Here is an 18353-nt window from a genome sequence, read left to right as displayed (position 1 = left end):
CGGTTTAAGGCAATCAGCTTGCCGATTTGCCTGTCCCTGCTTCCCCTCTGTCCCCTGACACCAATTTCCTATGTTCGCCAATTTCTTCATCAAACGACCGATTTTCACCGCCGTTTGTTCCATCATCATTGTGTTTCTGGGGGCGATCGTCCTACCTACTCTCCCGGTTGCCCAGTTTCCTGATATCAGCCCAGTCCAGGTGGTGGTCACGGCTAACTACACCGGAGCCGATGCAGAAACCGTTGAAACCGCAGTCACCAATCCCCTGGAGCAGGAAATCAACGGGGTGCAGGGCATGCGCTACATCAGCTCCACCAGCGGCAGTGATGGCACAAGCCAGATTACCGTCACGTTTGAAGCCTCGGAAGATCCAGATATCGCAACGGTCAATGTCCAGAACCGTGTGGCGCGGGTGGAATCCCTTTTGCCCAGTCAGGTGACGCAAACCGGGGTATCGGTCAATCAGCAGAACACCAACTTTTTGATGGCGATCGCCCTCTTCCCGGAGAACGGTGAGTACGATGCCACCTTTATGAGTAACTACGCCGATATCTACATGGTGGAGGCACTGCGGCGGATTCGGGGGGTTGGCGATATCCAAATTTTTGGGGAACGGAAGTATGCCATGCGCCTGTGGCTCGATCCCAATCGTCTGGCCAGTCGGGGCTTGACCGTGCAGGATGTAGCAACAGCCATTCAGGAACAGAATATTCAGGTGGGGGCAGGGCAGATTGGGCAACAGCCAGCCCCAGAGGATCAGGACTATCAGATTAACCTGCGGGCAGTGAGCCGACTATCCAGCGTTCCAGAGTTTGAAAACATTGTTTTGAGTACGGGAACCGACGGGAGCCTGGTGCGGCTTCGGGATGTGGGGCGCGTCGAGTTAGGGGCGGAAAACTACGCGACCTTCCTGACCTACGACGGAGTAGAGGCCGTTGGGATGGGGGTAACTCAGCGTCCTGGAACCAATGCTCTCCAGGCGACCCAGGCGATTCGGGCCGAGTTGGAAAATCTGAAGCGGGAATTTCCCCCTGGCTTGGACTATGCCATTGCCTTCGACACCACTACTTTTGTTTCAGCCTCCATGCGAGATGTGATATTTACCCTGCTGACGGCTGTGAGTCTGGTGATCATCGTCCTGTTTATCTTCTTGCAGGACTGGCGCACCACCATCATTCCCGCGTTGGCGATTCCGATTTCGCTGGTCGGTACTTTTATCTTCACGCGCCTCTTCGGGTTTTCGCTGAATACATTGACGTTGTTCGGTTTGACCCTGGCAACGGGGCTGGTGGTGGATGATGCGATCGTCGTCGTCGAGTCAGTTGCTGCCAAGGTACAGGATCGGGGAATGCATCCCATCCGCGCCGCTAGCGAGGCCATGCAAGAACTGTCTGGGGCGATCGTTGCCACTTCTCTGGTGCTGATGGCGGTTTTTATCCCCGTTGCTTTCTTTCCTGGAACAACGGGCGCGATCTATCAGCAGTTTGCTCTGACGATCGCCTTTGCAGTGGCCGTATCAACCTTTAATGCCCTCACCCTATCCCCGATGCTCTCAGGGTTGCTGTTACGGTCTCGCCCTGAAAGTCGAGGCGTGATCGGTCGAGCCTTTGAGCGGTTCAATCGCTTTCTCGATCATATGCGCCAGCGGTATCGGCGATCGCTGCATTTCCTCACCCGGTTTAAGTACATCGTGCTGGCCGTGTTTGTGGCAGCCTTGGCCTTTACTGCCTGGATGTATCAGGTGGTTCCCTCGGCTTTCCTGCCGGAAGAAGACCAGGGTTACTTTATTACGATTGTCCAGGCTCCGGAAGGCACTTCGCTGAACTATACCAAGCGTGTATTAGATCAGACCGACGAAATTGTCCGACAGACTCCTGGGGTGCAGTCTAATTTTGCCGTGACGGGCTTCAGTTTTGCGGGGGTTTCTCCGAATCAGGGCATTATGTTCACGCAACTCGCGCCCTGGGAAGATCGACGAGGCGCGGAGAGCCGCATACAGAGTATCATTCAGCAGGTGCAAATGCAGTTTTTCGGCATTCCCCAGGCCCAAATTTTTGCGGTGGTGCCCCCTTCGATTCAAGGTCTGGGGGCTTTTGGGGGCTTCCAGATGGAAATGCAGGATCGGCGCGGCAATCTTCCCCTGGATAACTTTGTCCAGAATCTCTATGGATTTTTGGGAGCGGCGAACCAGAATGAGAATCTGATGGGAGTATTTTCCACCTATGCAGCCAATGCACCGCAACTGCTGGTGGAGGTGAACCGCGATCGAGCTAAGGCTCTCAACGTCAACATTGACGATGTGTTTGGTACGCTGCAAAGCTTCCTGGGTTCTCAGTACGTCAACGACTTTACCCTGGATCAGCGCAACTATCGCGTTTACCTCCAGGCTGATCAGCAGTTCCGCAATAACCCAGAAAACATTGGGCAGTTCTACGTGCGATCGGTGGATGACCAGATGATTCCATTGAGCAATTTGGTATCTGTAGAGTCAACCACCAGTGCCCAAAATATTACCCACTACAATCTATTTCGATCGATTTCGATTCAGGGGAATGCCGCACCAGGGCGGAGTTCGGGCCAGGCAATTCAGGCGATGGAAGAAACTGCGGCGCAGGTGTTCCCGCCGGGTATTGGCTATGAGTGGACAGGAACGGCCCTGGAGGAAATTGAATCCGGTGGTCAGGCTCCGATTATCTTTGGGCTGGGTTTGGTTTTTGTCTTCCTGGTGCTGGCGGCGCAGTACGAAAGCTTTGTTGATCCGGTGATCATTCTGCTCTCGGTTCCCCTGGCCGTGTTAGGGGCGATCCTGGCTCAATTCCTGCGAGGCATTCCCAATGATGTCTATGGGCAAATCGGTTTGGTAATGCTGATTGGTCTGGCCAGCAAGAACGCGATCCTGATTGTGGAGTACGCCAACCAACTGCGGGAGAAAGGATTATCCACGGTACAGGCGGCCGTGGAAGCCTCCCAGGAACGACTGCGCCCGATTTTAATGACGGGGATTTCCAGCTTGATTGGGTTTTTCCCGCTGGTGATTGCCTTTGGCGCAGGGGCAGAAAGCCGTCAATCCCTGGGAACGGCTCTGTTTGGCGGCTATCTCGTGGCGACGTTCCTCAGTCTATTTGTCGTGCCGATTCTCTACATTATTGTCAAGGGAATCAGCGATCGGTTTATTCCAGTCAATAAGGATCGGCAGGCTCAGATGAAGGAGATGATTTGAGTAATGACTTGCATCGGTCAAGCTGCCTCACTTCCCAACACCTCTAATAACCGTTCTGCTCGTTCAGTAATCTCGATCCATCGCTCAGCGGCGATCGCTTCTGGGGGAAAGAGCTGTCCTGAAATGCCGATGGCGATCGCTCCCGCCTCAATGAACTCTCGGGCGTTGTCGAGGGTGATGCCCCCAGTGGGAATCAGCGGAATCTGGTTGAACGGGCCTCGCAGGTGGCGGATGTAGCTGACCCCACCAACCGACTGAACTGGAAACACCTTAACGGCAGTGGCTCCTAGTTGCCAGGCAGTGATAACTTCTGTGGGTGTCAAAGCTCCAGGAATCACGGGAACCTGCTGACTGACTGCGGTTTGAATCATTTCTGGGTTGCTGTGGGGCATGAAAAGAAAAGTGGCCCCGGCGGCCACTGCTTCCCATAGCTGATCGGGACTGGTCAGCGTTCCAGCTCCAATCATGCAGTCGGGTAGCTCAGTTCGGAGTTGATGCACCAGCTTGGCCGCTTGATCGCTATTCCAGGTAATTTCAATGAGCCGAATTCCGCCCGCCGCAACCGCCTGGGCCATTTGAACCCCCAGGGTTAGTTCAGGGGCACGAATGACTGCGATCGTGCGTTGGGATTGGACTAGGGACAGCCAGGATTGTTCTGTCATGGCTCAACTGCGCGTTACGAACTGAGCATTGCTAAAATCTCATCTCTTAACTCTTAGCATTGAACCCTCAGCATCCCTGGCAATTAGTAAACTAATTTGACATATGAAGGGAACTCTCATCAGATGACGCAACGGGAGCATGGGATTTTCTGGTGATGACCGGAGCCGGAATGGCAACCTGCGTAGGTCAACCAATCAATAGGTCAACCAATCAACAGGTCAACCAATAAAAAAGGCAGGTATCGCACCTGCCCTAATCAAATCACCAAGTTAATTTGTTCGATTCAACGTCGTTACGCGATCGAAGCCATCTTGACATCGCTGGTGGCCAGCAACTCTTGCAGATCTTCCGCATCAACGGTTTCTCGATCAATCAACATTTCGGCCAACCGATCCAGAACGTGGCGGTTTTCCAGTAAGACCGACTTGGCCCGACGGTAAGCCTGATCCACCAGGTTACGAACTTCATCATCGATCGCGGAAGCCGTTTCCTCAGAGAAGTCCCGCTCTGACATGATGTCTCGTCCCAGGAACATCCCACCCTGAGAGCGACCCAGCGCCACTGGCCCCAGGCGATCGCTCATGCCGAAGCGAGTGACCATTTGCCGGGCGACACGGGCAACCCGTTGCAGGTCGTCGGAGGCTCCCGTCGTGACTTCCTCTTCACCAAAGATAATTTCTTCAGCAATCCGCCCGCCCAGCGCCACCGCCATTTGATTTTGCAGGTAGGAACGAGAGTATAGACCTGAATCCATCCGATCTTCGCTGGGAGTGAACCAGGTTAAACCGCCAGCCCGACCGCGAGGAATAATGCTGATCTTCTGGACTGGATCATAATCGGGCATTAAAGCACCCACCAGAGCATGACCGGCTTCGTGGAACGCCACCAGATGCTTCCGCTTCTCGCTCATCACCCGGTCTTTCTTCTCAGCCCCGCCAGAACGCGATCGATCGCATCGTTGACTTCATCCATCGAAATCTCGGTCAGGTTACGTCGGGCAGCCAGAATCGCGGCTTCGTTCAGCAGGTTGGACAGATCCGCCCCGGTGAACCCTGGAGTCCGACGGGCAATTTTCTCTAAATCGACATCCTTAGCAAGGGTCTTCCCACGCGCGTGAACATTCAGGATCTCCAAGCGTCCCTGGTAATCAGGGCGATCGACCACCACCTGACGGTCAAAACGTCCTGGACGGAGCAGAGCTGCATCCAATACATCCGGGCGGTTCGTTGCCGCAATGATGATGATTCCAGTATTCCCCTCAAACCCATCCATTTCGGTGAGCAACTGGTTCAGGGTTTGTTCGCGCTCATCGTTACCACCCCCTAAACCAGCACCCCGTTGCCGACCGACGGCATCAATCTCATCGATAAATACGATACAGGGAGCATTGGCTTTGGCTTGTTCAAACAGGTCGCGGACGCGAGAGGCACCCACCCCGACAAACATTTCCACAAACTCAGAACCAGAGATTGAGAAGAAGGGTACACCGGCCTCCCCTGCCACGGCTTTAGCCAGAAGCGTTTTGCCCGTTCCCGGAGGCCCCACCAGCAACACCCCTTTGGGAATTTTGGCCCCGATGGCGGTGAAGCGATCGGCGTTTTTCAAAAAGTCTACTACTTCAGCCAATTCCAGCTTGGCTTGCTCAATTCCAGCAACATCGTTAAACGTCACCTGGGTTTGGGGTTCCATCTGGACTCTGGCTTTGGACTTACCAAAGTTCATGGCCTGGCTACCCGGCCCACTCTGGGCGCGTCGCAGCACAAAGAATAGTACCACCAACAGCAGGAAGGGGATGAACAGGGTACTCAGAACCCTGGCCCAAACGTTGTCTTCAGCCTGGGGAGAGACTGAAATATCAACGTCATTTTCCTGCAAGGTGTTCAGCAAACCAGGATCATTGGGTAAGTTCACCAGGGCCCGTTGCCCGTCGTTGGTCGTCACCTGGGCGCGAGTCCGATCGGCACTGATGATGACTTTGGCAACTTGATTGTTTTCAACCTGGCCAATAAATTCGCTATAGCGCAATGGCTCGGTCGTTTGCGTGTTCCGGCCGTCGAATAGGGACGATGCCAGGAACACAACTACAACAACCAAAAGGGCATATAATCCGGCATTTCTCCACCGCTTGTTATTCACCGAGGCTTTTCCTCCTACATTCTCAAGGCGAGGGCAGTTTCATTTCTTAATATTTATTAATGTAGCTCATCCTACCAAAGGATGCAGAGTTCTACATAGGCCTTGTTTGTAAGACCCCTTCAAAAATGAGAGACTGCCCATCACTTCGCTCATCGATATTTACCATTGTGCCATTTGCGATCGGAATTGCGAGGGATTGGGGCAATCCTTCCGTAGCGCAGGCATCTTGCCTATCAGAGATGCTCTCAGAAATCAAACCCGATCGCCCAAATTATAAGCCCCCCAACGAAGACGATCGCAGAGGGGCGGTATTCATAGAGATTCAGTTAACGCTTTGCTATATCCAGATCTACCCCTCGTTGACCTGCGATTCCGGATGAGTTCATTCATTTCCTTGGTGGAGTGAATCTGCCTGGTTGACTGGGCGGGCAAGATGCCCACCCCACAAGAGTTTCAGTCTGTCTGGTTGACTGGGCGGGCAAGACTTCGTCCTTGAGCTCAGTCGAAACGCTGCCCACCCCACAAGAGATTTCAGGTTATTCAATTTTTTCAGTAGGCAGATTGGGCTACTGCGGATGTTTGGATAAAATCACCAGGCAGCTTGCAATTTTTCTCTGATAGGTTCCCTGTAACAGGATCTCCCGGCTCAGTTGAATCAGCAGTGCCCTGATCTCGTTCGCCTCGGCTTCGGTCAGCATAATCATAGGTTCGCCTTTGTAGTTCAATTGTTTTACGTGCATATGGGGTGGATAACCCATTTACACGTAAAACTAATCATACTATGCCAGAATCCTTTAGGATTAGGTCACTTAAAGGTTTATGTCGCCGACTGGCAGAGGAAAACACGACATTAAAGTCTCGATGGATATCGGGCTATATAAGCTGATCAAAAAAATTGCGGGTGTATCTGACACCAGCATGAACGCTTTGATTAATCGTGCAGTGGAACAATTTGTGGAAAACGATGAGATGAGGGCAATCATCGATCGTCATAGGCTCGAAGAGGATGAAGATGAGTAGGACGAGTAAACAAAGGTTGGATTGAGCTGATCGCTGTAGCGCAGGCATCTTGCCTGCCAGTGAACTATCCATCATGCAGATGCAAAAGTGGGATACACCCAACGCGATCGAGTTATGTAATGGATTCATGCAATAGGATTCAGAGCATGGGATTCATGTCATGAACTGATGAACGACTGTGAACCCACAAAACCCACACCCGATCACATTAATTAACTTTCCTGAAATTCCCTGCGGTCAAACCCTACAGCCGATCGCCCCAGGCTTGCCCGGATGAAAACGGTATCCTATTGTACAATTCTGCTTTGCGAAACAAGACGGGTAGGGTGTACCCTACGGGCATTAGACCCCTGCCCCTCGCTTGCTAGCCCCAGTGATTCACCCTGGGCGGTACATGGCAACGAGACACATTTTGCCACAATCACATTTTTTGAGAGAAGTGGAGCATCTGTTTAAATGGAAGTCATTGAAGAAATTAATAGTGTGATTAATGGGATTGTGTGGGGCCCTCCCTTCATGATTCTGCTAATTGGAACTGGGCTTTTTCTGACTATTCGCCTTGGATTTTTTCAATTTACTCACCTGATTGATGCCTGGAATCAAACCTTTGGGCAGTATTTTGCTCGGACAACCAACGAAGAACAAGGTACAATCTCCTCGTTTCAGGCCGTCAGTTCGGCAATGGCAGGAACGATCGGCGTGGGAAATATCGCTGGCGTGAGTACGGCTTTGGCATTAGGCGGCCCCGGTGCTGTGTTCTGGATGTGGATGTCGGGGCTGGTGGGCATGGCCACCAAATTTGGTGAAGCGGCCCTCGGTGTGCGCTACCGGGAGATTGAAGCAGATGGCACGATTTCAGGTGGCGTAATGTACTACATCGAGAAAGGGCTGGGTTCTCGTTGGCGGTGGTTGGCCGTATTGTATGCTCTGCTGGCGGGATTGGCAGCCTTCGGAATTGGCAACATGGTGCAGGCGAACACCGTTGCCCAGGAGCTAAACCTGCGCCTGGGTGTTCCTACCTGGATTACGGGAATCGTGGTGCTGGTATTGGTGGGAGCAGTCACCCTGGGGGGGATTACTCGGATTGCCAGTACAGCTGAGAAAATCGTGCCCTTTATGGCGATCCTGTATATTTTGGGGTCACTGATTATTCTGCTGTTGAACCTTCCCAGCATTCCAGCCGCCCTTGGCGCAATTTTTTCCAATGCTTTTTCCACCGATTCCATTACCGGAGCAACCGTGGGGTTAGCGATTCGCTATGGAATTGCCAGGGGGATTTTCTCCAACGAAGCTGGATTGGGAGCTGCCTCGATCGTCCATGCTCAAGCCAGAAACACACCTGCTCGCCAGGGGATGTGGGGCATGTGGGAAGTGTTTATTGACACGATTATTGTTTGTACGATGACAGCCCTGGTGATTCTTGTCACCGATGCTCTCCCCACCGGCGCGACGGGAGCAGAACTGGCTTCTACTGCCTTTGATACGGGCATTCCGGCTGGTGGCTTTCTGGTTATGATTGGGCTGATTTTGTTTGCCTACACCACCATGCTGACCTGGAATTTCTATGGTGAGAAAAGCTGGGAGTATGTGTTTGGTAAAGGTGTCGTTTTGCCCTACCGCTTCCTGTTTCTGGCGTTCTTGTTTATCGGTGCGATCGGTGGTTTGACCCTGGTTTGGGATGTGGCAGATACGCTGAATGGATTGATGGCTGCTCCTAACCTGATTGCATTACTGCTGCTGAGTAAGCCGCTGGTTTGGGAAAAGAATCGGTATCTTCGCGGTGGAGCATCCGATGATCTGGTTGATCCGGTCAGCGAAGTTTAGCTTCATGCCACGGCATCAAGAGGTAATCGCAGGATTCATCTCTTGATGCTGCAACATCTTCTTTCCTTCTCTTCAGCCAGCTTCAGGATAAATCGTGCCGACTTCATACTTTGCTCATTCGGACTTGAAGTTTTTAAGTACCGATCGCAGGACTATTCCAAATCCTGGGTTCCAGTTGTCAGGATAGCGATGTACCTCTGCATGGCCTCAGGAAACCGATATGTCACAGCACCTGTTATTAACCCTACTGCAAATTGCTCAGGATGGATCTCAGGATCATTCCTTCCTATGGAATCTCGTGCATAACTGGCACATTCAAGAAATGATTTCCCAGTTCCTTTCTGAATTGGTTGAAGGAATTAGCAAAGTACTCCCTTAATTGTTCCTGCTAATTGATGGTTGAATCGTCTCTGGTCTGGGTTGATCTGAATACCAATTCTTTGTAGTGCTGCATAGAATTTACCCCCCCGCCTACAGTTCCTCCCCTTACCCAGGGGAGGTTGGGAGGGGTCGGACTAATGCGCAACCTTATAGAGAATTGGGATTAATTTTCAAAATCTGTCCAGGCATCGTCTGTTTCTTCCCCTAACACTTGTAATGCCTGATTCGCCGCTTCAGGTTTTCCCTGGTCAATGTATAAGTCTGCTGCCTGGTGCAGATCCTCCGTGGCTCCCTGCTGATCGTCTAACCGGAATCGGACGGTGCCCCGGCTGAAGTAGGCATCCGCAGAAGTGGGATCCAAATCGATCGCCCGATCAAAATCCTCCGTGGCTCCGTCGTACCGTCCCAGGGCCATTTGCACCAGTCCCCGTTGTAAATAAATTTTTGCTTCGTTCATTTCTCGATCAAGGGCTTGTTCAAGGTTAATTTGAGCCTGGGTTGTCACCATCATGCGCAAAGTCCGGTTGCTGTTGAATCGCTTCACTCAACCGTCCGATCGCCCCTTGTGCATCTCTCTGGGCCTTGATTAACCCCTGATTGAACAAATCCTCGGCACTGATGACAGTCATCGGAATTCCCCTGCCTGCTCGGAATAGAGCTAGGGTTCCCTGAATGCAAAACCGATTGGCCTTTCGATAAAAACTTTAATATGGCGAAATGCGCGAGAAGGGTTATACCAATTTGATTGGCAGAAATTGCACATCCCGGTAAGTAAGGGCGCACAGCAGTGCGCCCCTACAGGCAATCTATCTGCCGTGCAAACGATTTGAATCGGTATTACAAACCACTTAGCCTCGTGGGTATCCCAAATCTGCATTTATACGACAAAGCGTTTACAGGCAAGCATCTTGCCTGCGCGACGAAAATTGCCCAATTGGCCTCAATGGAATGCTTCCCTAGACCCTACTCGCCGCTGCACACAATCAACGACAAACGCTCGATCGAATGAGTTGGGAGAGGGTCTAAGGATACGGTGAACTAGGCAACGCTCATTTCCGTTTCAGCAATATCCTGGCAGTAGGTTTCATAAACCCCATCCAGGAACGACCAGAGGGCATTAGCCGCCGTTTGAGCCACCTCAGCCACCTCAGCCTGCTGCGCTTCCGTCACCGCATGGGCTTCCACCAACTGCATCACCGATTCAGCGTGGTATACATCTGCAACCTGGTGAACCGAGAAGAACTCATAGTCTGCTGGGTCATCCATGCCATAGAACTGTTTCAGTCCGTCAATTTTGACCGTTGCCACCTCGGGAATCTGAGACTCGTAAACGTACAGAGCCGCCAGACCCGCATAGAAAGGCGATCGAATGCACAGGTCACGGAAGGTGCTGATCAGGTTAGCTGTGGTGTCCAACTGGGGATTTTGCTCCAGCTCCGAGGCTTCTGCCCCCAGAGCCACCGCAAAATTGCGCCAGAGGGCGGGATGGTTTTTCTCTCCCTGCTCCTCACCCACCAGGTTTTCCAATAGCTCCTGCCGAACTGAGAGATGCGGCGTGTTGTAATGAACTCCACTGATGTAGGTCGGAAAGGCCAAAACGTGATGGAAGTATTGCTCGGCGTAATGCTTCAGGTGTTCACGGGTTAGCTTTCCTTCCGTCCAGGCAACATAGAAGGGATGAGTCAGCAAATGCTTTTCAGCAACAATAGCTTGTAGAGTTTGGCGAACAGTCATCGCACACGCTCCTGACGTGACAGTAATACTGCGAATTATCTCAAAAAAGTCTCAAAAAAGAGAAATTTTGCGGGCAATATTTGTGGGCGATCGGTCATTGAATAATCTGGAATTCTGATGAGACAAGCATCTTACGCCCATTCCCCATTCCCCACTCCCCATTCCCTACTCCCCACCTCTTATAATGCGGTAGATGCCGTTGGGAGACGCTGAACGTGGCTGAGTTACAGACAACTGATGGAACCCCGATTTCTGATGTGTTAGCCGTTGCTCGTACCTTGGGATGGGGAGCCTCCAAGATTCTGCGATCGTATTATTTTGAGGAGCCAAATCAGGATGGAAGTGAGCGAGATTTGGCGGTTCAAGAAAAAAAGACGGCCCTGTCACCGCTGCTGATTTAGCCGTTAATCGCTACATTCTCGATCGCCTGGCAACGGCATTTGGCAATGAGAATTTTGGCTACCTGAGCGAAGAAACCTATAAAGGGAAGGGAAAATCGGAACCACTGCCGCAGGATTGGGTCTGGATTATTGACCCACTGGATGGAACCCGCGACTTTATTGACAAGACTGGCGAGTTTGCTTTTCACCTGGCATTGACCTATCGGGGTCGCCCAGCTCTAACGGTGGTTGCCTGCCCGGCTCTAGAGAAGCTGTATTATGCTGTTTTAGGGGGTGGAGCCTATGTGGAAACGCTTGATGGTGAAAGTAAATCCCTCCAGGTGTCTCAACGCAACCAGATGAAAGACCTGACGCTGGTGGTCAGCCGGACTCACCGAGATGAACGCTTTAATAAAATGCTGCAACAGCTCACCTGTCAGAATCAATTAGCGGTGGGCAGTGTGGGTGGCAAGATTGGGGCGATCGTTGATCAACGGGCTGATGTCTATATTTCCTTATCTGGCAAGTCTGCTCCGAAGGATTGGGATATGGCAGCACCAGAATTAATCCTGACGGAAGCGGGGGGCCGCTTTACCCATGCGGATGGTTCTCCCCTCACCTACAACACGGGGGATGTCAGCCAGTGGGGATGTCTGGTTGCCAGCAATGGGCAATGTCACGATCAGTTGTGTGCTGAGATTAGTCAAACCCTGGAGGCGATCGACAGTGGTAAATGAACCTTGAGCGACTTTGGGTGGAAAGTTTATTAACCCCCGTACATTCTCTGTGGAAGCAGCGGTAAATCAAGGCTTCAATAGACTAGATTCTCTAAGTCTTATGGAGCAGGAGTATAAACATGACCTCATTTGCTGGTTTGCCCAAGATTGCCCAGGGTACGGCTGAATTTGTAGCTAAGAATATTATCGGAGCGGTCATCAGCTCGCTCATTGTTGTTGTGCTTGTCTTGTATGCAGTCAACCACTTTTCTCACCATATCTACACCGTTACGACTAAAGAAGATGTGACTACGCTTCTCATCAGTAGTGTTGAGGATGCTCATGAACTTGTCACTGCCACTACTGAAAACAGGGCAACCGTCGTAATCAATAAAGAAGCAAAACTCTTGAAAATTCCTGTCGGCGACACTAATTTAATCTACGAAGGTGTTGGCAGGGTACAGGCAGCTATCAATTTGGAAGAAGCAGAGGTGAAAGCACTGGATGCAGAACACCATAATATTTACGTCCTACTGCCTGCACCGTATATCAGTGATGTCAGCTTAAATGTAAATAAATCTTCAACCCTGGCAAACTACCGGAAGTGGTTTGGCACACAGGTAGGCCCAGAATTGTATGATCAAGCACAACGCAAGGCGATTGCTCAGATTCGAGAAGAGGCATGTGCCAACAATATTCTGAAAGTAGCTAGCCGTAATGCTGAAGCTCAAATTCGTACTATCTTAAGCAAAGCAGCATTTCAGACGATTCAAGTTGAGAGTCAAACAGTACCCACTAGAACTTGCCCGTTTTCGTAACAAATTCTATTTGAATGGCACTGAATTAAGGCTGGTGGGCGATGCCCACCCTACGAGAAATCAAGGCTCTCAGCGATTCAAAATTGCTGATGTCAGTGCCATTCAACTCTACTCCATCACCAGCGCAATTTTGCCAACCATTGATCCCGATTCCAGCACGCGATGGGCTTGAGCTGCTTCATCCAGGGAAAAAGTATGAGCCAGATGAATCTTGAGTTGCCCCTGATCGATCAGTCGGGCGCACTGCTGAAGGATTTTGGCTTGATCCTGTTGAGCAGGAGTTAATCCTTTGAGCATAGGAGTGAGCATCAACTCAAAACTCACTCGCAAATTCCGATCGCGGGCGGTTTTCCAGTCCGTATTGGCATCTGGAGCCAGGATTGTCACCACATCCCCGTAGATACAAGTTGCAGCAAAGGATTGGGATAAAACCATTCTGCCCACCGTGTCAAAGGTTAGATCAACGCCTTCTCCCTTTGTCCACTCCAGCGTTTCTTTAACCGGATCAGAGTTTGAATAAAGAATGGCGCGATCGGCTCCCAGGTGCTGCACAAATTCTGCTTTTTCGGGAGAACTGACGGTTGTGCAAACACTGGCTCCAGCTAACTTTGCCAGTTGGATCGCCACATGACCCACACCCCCTGCCCCCGCATGAATTAAAACTCGTCTGCCTGCCTCTAATTTTCCGCGATCGTATAACGATTCCCAGGCTGTGATCAGCACCAGCGGAGCCGCGGCCGCTTCAGCAAAGCTCATGGATTTGGGTTTATGTGCCGCAAACTTTTCATCGACGATCGCATACTCTGCATAGTTACCGGGATGTCCCCCCAAACCGCCATTGCAGAAGTAAACGGCATCCCCCACCTGAAACTGCTGCACTCCAGAACCCACGGCTTCGACTACCCCTGCCCCATCGCAGCCCAGAATCGCAGGCATTTGATCGGGGTAAAACGTGCCTCGCTGCCGTAGTTTCGTGTCGATCGGATTCACACCCGCCGCATGGAGTCGTACCAGCAATTCGCTATCCCCCTGAATCGCAGGATCAGGAACGGCATGAACTTGCAAAACCTCTGGGCTTCCGGCGGCAGTCATCAATACAGCTTTCACGAATCAACTCCAAGACTGGATTGCATCTCAGCTATCAGCATAGCGGAAGGCGTTCATTCTAAATCCAATTCAATCAAAGCCAGGACTTTGGATTGGAGCAGATAAACCGCTCAGGTTGTTTTCACCCTCTATCAAGCAGCATCCCGCCAATCCAAAATCCCAAATTGCCAATCCAAAATCGCTTAACCGAGACTGTCCACGCTCAGGGGAACCAGCTCTCCCTGCATCGTCAGCCCTAATAACATCGGCTCCCGGGGTTTGATCAGCGCGCCCGTGAGTACACATCGCTCTTCTTTCTGAGCCACCGCTTCCAGACTGGCTCGAATCTCCGATCGCTCAAACAGGGGTTCTGCCTCTCCCGATCGCTGCCGAACATAATTCCACAACACATCCCGAATCAACGCTTGATAGCCCTGATTGCCGGACAATTCCTTCAACTTTTCCTTCAGTTCCCGCTCCAGGCGGATACTCGTGACTTCCATATCGGTGGTTGCAGTGCGATTCATTGTATACATGATCCTCTCCTAATGAACAAAGGGTACTGGGTTTAATTTCACGGAAATTCTGGACACTTCCGTAATACAAGTGTAGTATGTTAAAAGTTAGATGCAAGGTTTATCTCCCCTGAGGCGAGCCATGACCCACTCAAAAACCACTCCAGCATTTAGAATCCGATCGCCCAGAATCCACCAGTCTGGTGATGGCAGAGGCACGATCGCTGCTGTAGAGTGTGCTGGGCAAGGGCTTGGTTTGTCAGGTATGGGTTCCGCAATTCACAATACTGGCTCTTTGGGGTCTGATTCTCTGCAAACAGGGCTGCAAGCTGGCTTTGGGCGCGATCGCTCTATGGGTAGCGTTATGCACAACCTTGGGTGTGGCGATCATCGGCATAGCGATCTTGGGCCGGACAGGTTTGTCCATTACGCCTTTGTCGATTACGCAGAGAATTCAGAAAATTCCGCAAAGTTCAGCGGCGGTGTTGTTGTTGGATTGGATAGGACTGATCGGCCTGCCTGCGATCGATCTGTACAGGATCAATTGGCTCCGGCTCATCTTATTCGACACCAGTTAGGCGGACTGCGACCCATATCCGGAAGCGGGAGGTACAGATGCAATCTTTGCACCATTACTGTACTGACTCAGGACTAGAAGAACAGCTTGTTTTTTCTACCCCCGCTTCCCAGGCTTCACCGAGGCGGGGGTTCTTCATCTGACCGTGAACTCCAGTTCTCACCCAAAAGCCAACGTCTTTGGATTCTGCCCACCGCAGCGATCGCCATTATTGATCACGATTTTATAACGGTCAGCATTATCACCTAAACGAATCAACAGGGATGGAGTCTTGGTCATGCTGAAGGTTACCTATACTGAAAGCGGCTTACACCTGGAATGTTTGAAGGAATCGCTCGAAGATTGGATTACTGTGCGCGTATTATTGGCCCTTAGAACGGGGCATCGGCTGATGCTGGAAGCCAGTACCGCATCCATTCTACTCCCGGTGCGATCGCTGGATGATGCAGCACTGGAGGTGGCAATTCTCCAGGAAGATTCTGGCGTGATGTCCCTGTCTATCTGCGATGCGGATCATATGGAGGTTTGCATTTCGGGCACCTGGGTTACGTCCAACTCTGAGGAAGAGGGGATTTTCATGGCTCAATTACACGCCCCCACCGAGCAAATTCTGTTTCAACTCTGGCAAACCGCCCATCGGCAAATTTCGCCCCTGCGCCGCTGACCGGAGGAACCAGATCCGGATGAATGAGACTAAAAACCTCACGTCGGGTGGGCACCGCCCACCTTCTGCCAATACTTCCAACATCTCAGGAATACAAACCAGAATTCCAGGAAGGATTTTGCCCATCGATCGGTTTGCCACCCCTGGTTCGATCCTCATCCCCCTGCCGACTGCTATAAAATAGAGCCTATCGATCGTTGCTTAATGCAAGATTCCTACCCATGACAACTGCAACTCCGGCGAAAACTAAAACTCAGTACGAAGCCATTATCGGGCTAGAAACCCATTGCCAACTCAGCACAGAAACCAAGATCTTTTCCGATAGCTCCACGAAGTTTGGATCAGATCCCAATACCAATATCGACCCGGTCTGCATGGGGCTACCCGGAACGCTGCCCGTTCTGAATCAAAAGGTACTGGAATATGCGGTGAAGGCGGGATTGGCGTTGAATTGCACCATTGCTCCCTACAGTAAGTTCGATCGTAAGCAGTATTTCTATCCAGATCTGCCTAAGAATTACCAGATCTCCCAGTACGACCTGCCGATCGCTGAACATGGCTGGCTGGAAATTGAACTAACTGACGACAAGGGGAAACCCCTGGTGGGTGAAGATGGCAAAGCCCTGACCAAGCGGGTGGGCATTACGCGGCTCCATATGGAAGAGGATGCCGGAAAGCTGGTACATGCGGGCAGCGATCGGCTGTCGGGTTCGACCCATTCCCTGGTGGACTACAACCGGGCGGGGGTTCCCTTAGTCGAAATTGTCTCGGAACCAGACCTGCGATCGGGGCAGGAGGCGGCGGAGTATGCCCAGGAGTTGCGGCGAATCATGCGCTACCTGGGGGTGAGCGATGGCAATATGCAGGAAGGCTCGCTGCGTTGCGATGTGAATATCTCGGTGCGTCCGGCTGGAACGGAAAAATTCGGCACGAAGGTGGAAATCAAAAACATGAACTCCTTCAGTGCCATTCAGAAGGCGATCGACTACGAAATTGAGCGGCAAATTGAGGCGATCGAATCGGGGGAACCGATTATTCAGGAAACGCGGCTGTGGGATGAATCGAGCCAGCGCACCTTTACGATGCGGGTGAAGGAGGGTTCCAGCGATTACCGCTATTTCCCGGAGCCAGACCTGGGGCCGATCGAAGTCACCAAGGAACAGCTCACCACCTGGACATCGGAACTGCCAGAACTGCCTGCCGCCAAACGCCATCGCTATGAGAATGACCTGGGTTTATCTCCCTACGATGCGCGGGTGCTGACGGACGATCGGACGATGACGGAATACTTTGAGGCGGTCGTGACAGCCGGGGGCAGTGCTAAACCTGCGGCCAACTGGATTATGGGCGATATCAGTGCCTACTTGAACAATGAGAAGTTGAGCATTGCGGAGATTCCCCTGAAGCCAGAGCAGTTGGCGGAAATGATTACGCTGATTGAGGACAACACCATCAGCAATAAGATTGCCAAAGATATCCTGCCCGATCTGCTGACGAAGGGCGGTTCCCCGAAGGCGATCGTGGAGAAGAAGGGACTGGTGCAGGTATCTGATCCCAAGGTGATTGAAGCGGCGATCGACAAGGTGATTGCGGCGAATCCAGATGAACTGGAGAAGTACCGGGGCGGTAAGACGAAGCTACTGGGCTTCTTTGTGGGGCAGGTGATGAAGGAGACGGGCGGTAAGGCGGATCCGAAGTTGACGAATCAGTTGCTTCAGAAGAAGTTGAATGGGTGAGGGGGAAAGGACTGAGGACTGTTCGCGGAGCGTGGGCGTTAGCCCGTAGGACTGAGGACTGAGGACTGAGGACTGAGGAAAGTAGGAAGTAGGAAGTAGGAAGTAGGAAGTAGGAAGTAGAAGGTAGGAAGTAGGAAGTAGGAGGTAGGAGGTAGGAAGTAGGAGGTAGGAAGATCTTTGATTCCGCCTTCTGTCTTCCGCCTTCTGTCTTCCGCCTTTACCAAGCTGTTCTGTCCACTCAGCGTAGAGAGATTTTGAAAAATATTGGGGGATTGGGTTAAAACTGAGTCAATTCCCTTATTTTTAATGCTTATGGAACCTGCTACGATTACGGCTGCTGCGATCGCCACCCTTGCGTTTCAGAAATTTGTGGAGGCGGGTGCGGGTGAACTGGCAAAGCAATTTACCCAGGATGCGATTCAAAAAATGGATGATCTGAGAAAGCTGGTCTGGTCAAAGCTGATCAGCCGCGATCCGGATCTGCGACCTACGGCTCAGGCGATCGAACAGTCTCACAAGGTTACGTCAGAGCAATTGGAGGAGATTACCGCCCATTTGCAGATTGCGATGAGGAAGGAACCGCAGTTTGCTCAACAGGTGCAGACGATCGCCCATGAAATTACGCTGATGCGGATTGAAGACAATAGCAGCATGAACCAGACGAACTATGGGGGGACGAATTATCAGGTGAAGACCGGCGTGGACAATACAAATTTCTTTGGCGGAACCCACAATCACGGTCGGTAGGGGCAAAGCATTTGCGGCAGGATGTGTTGCTTAAGATCACCGTTTTTTATGCAAATGCTTTGCCCTGAATGGGCAGGCAAGATGCCCACCCCACAAGAGTCTTGGTTCTGGCCAGGCAAGATGCCTATCTCACAAG

Annotated in this window: 15 protein-coding genes and 2 pseudogenes; 9 read left to right on the top strand and 8 right to left on the bottom strand. The window is 51.6% G+C overall.

The genetic code is table 11. The features are described from left to right. Nucleotides 1–70 precede the first annotated feature (70 nt). A complete protein-coding gene (locus ACM1PF_RS20890; protein ID WP_416666565.1) occupies nt 71–3220 on the top strand; it encodes an efflux RND transporter permease subunit in 3150 nt (1049 codons plus the stop codon). 17 nt (nt 3221–3237) lie between these two features. Here ACM1PF_RS20890 and ACM1PF_RS20885 read toward each other — a convergent pair whose 3' ends face one another. From ACM1PF_RS20885 to ACM1PF_RS20875, 3 genes and pseudogenes are all read right to left on the bottom strand, one after another. Next, nucleotides 3238–3882: a bifunctional 4-hydroxy-2-oxoglutarate aldolase/2-dehydro-3-deoxy-phosphogluconate aldolase gene (locus ACM1PF_RS20885; RefSeq protein WP_416666564.1), complete on the bottom strand. Its 645-nt coding sequence runs from the start codon at nt 3880–3882 to the stop codon at nt 3238–3240. Nucleotides 3883–4175: 293 nt separating this feature from the next. Next, nucleotides 4176–6019: pseudogene (gene ftsH3 / locus ACM1PF_RS20880) on the bottom strand (ATP-dependent zinc metalloprotease FtsH3). 566 nt (nt 6020–6585) lie between these two features. Further along, the gene (locus ACM1PF_RS20875; RefSeq protein ID WP_416666563.1) at nt 6586–6723 is read right to left on the bottom strand and encodes a hypothetical protein; all 138 of its coding nucleotides are present in this window, start codon (nt 6721–6723) and stop codon (nt 6586–6588) included. 115 nt (nt 6724–6838) lie between these two features. On the opposite strand from ACM1PF_RS20875, the gene ACM1PF_RS20870 reads away from it, so the two are divergent. Further along, nucleotides 6839–7039: a hypothetical protein gene (locus ACM1PF_RS20870; protein WP_416666562.1), complete on the top strand. Its 201-nt coding sequence runs from the start codon at nt 6839–6841 to the stop codon at nt 7037–7039. A 456-nt stretch (nt 7040–7495) separates the two neighbouring features. Beyond that, nucleotides 7496–8863 (top strand): alanine/glycine:cation symporter family protein, encoded by a 1368-nt coding sequence (locus ACM1PF_RS20865; RefSeq protein ID WP_416666561.1) that lies wholly within the window; start codon nt 7496–7498, stop codon nt 8861–8863. 544 nt (nt 8864–9407) lie between these two features. Here ACM1PF_RS20865 and ACM1PF_RS20860 read toward each other — a convergent pair. The 3 genes from ACM1PF_RS20860 to ACM1PF_RS20850 form a co-directional block, all read right to left on the bottom strand. Next, complete coding sequence (locus ACM1PF_RS20860) at nt 9408–9755, bottom strand: tetratricopeptide repeat protein (RefSeq protein ID WP_416666560.1); 348 nt, start codon at nt 9753–9755, stop codon at nt 9408–9410. Further along, entirely contained in the window at nt 9727–9873 is a 147-nt protein-coding gene (locus tag ACM1PF_RS20855; RefSeq protein WP_416666559.1) for a hypothetical protein, read from the bottom strand. The genes ACM1PF_RS20860 and ACM1PF_RS20855 overlap by 29 nt, the downstream gene beginning before the upstream one ends. Before the next feature lie 409 nt (nt 9874–10282). After that, nucleotides 10283–10978 (bottom strand): CADD family putative folate metabolism protein, encoded by a 696-nt coding sequence (locus tag ACM1PF_RS20850; RefSeq protein WP_416666558.1) that lies wholly within the window; start codon nt 10976–10978, stop codon nt 10283–10285. A gap of 248 nt (nt 10979–11226) precedes the next feature. Here ACM1PF_RS20850 and ACM1PF_RS20845 point away from each other — a divergent pair. Then, nucleotides 11227–12095, top strand: a pseudogene (locus ACM1PF_RS20845) (3'(2'),5'-bisphosphate nucleotidase CysQ family protein). 119 nt (nt 12096–12214) lie between these two features. Next, nucleotides 12215–12892: a DUF4230 domain-containing protein gene (locus tag ACM1PF_RS20840; RefSeq protein ID WP_416666557.1), complete on the top strand. Its 678-nt coding sequence runs from the start codon at nt 12215–12217 to the stop codon at nt 12890–12892. A 108-nt stretch (nt 12893–13000) separates the two neighbouring features. Here ACM1PF_RS20840 and ACM1PF_RS20835 read toward each other — a convergent pair whose 3' ends face one another. Together ACM1PF_RS20835 and ACM1PF_RS20830 are read right to left on the bottom strand one after the other, a co-directional pair. Next, a complete protein-coding gene (locus tag ACM1PF_RS20835; RefSeq protein ID WP_416666556.1) occupies nt 13001–13999 on the bottom strand; it encodes a zinc-dependent alcohol dehydrogenase family protein in 999 nt (332 codons plus the stop codon). A 182-nt stretch (nt 14000–14181) separates the two neighbouring features. Continuing rightward, nucleotides 14182–14514, bottom strand: a complete 333-nt coding sequence (locus ACM1PF_RS20830) for a hypothetical protein (RefSeq protein WP_416666555.1) — start codon at nt 14512–14514, stop codon at nt 14182–14184. A 215-nt stretch (nt 14515–14729) separates the two neighbouring features. Between ACM1PF_RS20830 and ACM1PF_RS20825 the strand changes: the two genes are divergently transcribed. From ACM1PF_RS20825 to ACM1PF_RS20810, 4 genes are all read left to right on the top strand, one after another. Further along, nucleotides 14730–15071 carry a hypothetical protein gene (locus ACM1PF_RS20825; protein ID WP_416666554.1) on the top strand — a complete coding sequence of 114 codons (342 nt, stop codon included), beginning with the start codon at nt 14730–14732 and terminating at the stop codon, nt 15069–15071. A gap of 276 nt (nt 15072–15347) precedes the next feature. Next, complete coding sequence (locus ACM1PF_RS20820) at nt 15348–15734, top strand: alr0857 family protein (protein WP_416666553.1); 387 nt, start codon at nt 15348–15350, stop codon at nt 15732–15734. A 221-nt stretch (nt 15735–15955) separates the two neighbouring features. Beyond that, entirely contained in the window at nt 15956–17470 is a 1515-nt protein-coding gene (gatB, locus tag ACM1PF_RS20815) for an Asp-tRNA(Asn)/Glu-tRNA(Gln) amidotransferase subunit GatB (RefSeq protein WP_416666552.1), read from the top strand. Nucleotides 17471–17782: 312 nt separating this feature from the next. Continuing rightward, nucleotides 17783–18217 carry a hypothetical protein gene (locus ACM1PF_RS20810; protein WP_416666551.1) on the top strand — a complete coding sequence of 145 codons (435 nt, stop codon included), beginning with the start codon at nt 17783–17785 and terminating at the stop codon, nt 18215–18217. The last annotated feature ends 136 nt before the right edge of the window (nt 18218–18353 follow it).

The sequence above is a fragment of the Egbenema bharatensis FJBBOT/2019 genome, assembly GCF_048077055.1.
In the GTDB taxonomy this organism is placed as follows: Bacteria; Cyanobacteriota; Cyanobacteriia; order Elainellales; family Elainellaceae; genus Egbenema; species Egbenema bharatensis.
Note: the sequence above shows the minus strand (reverse complement) of the source record. Positions and strands in the feature narration are given on the sequence as shown.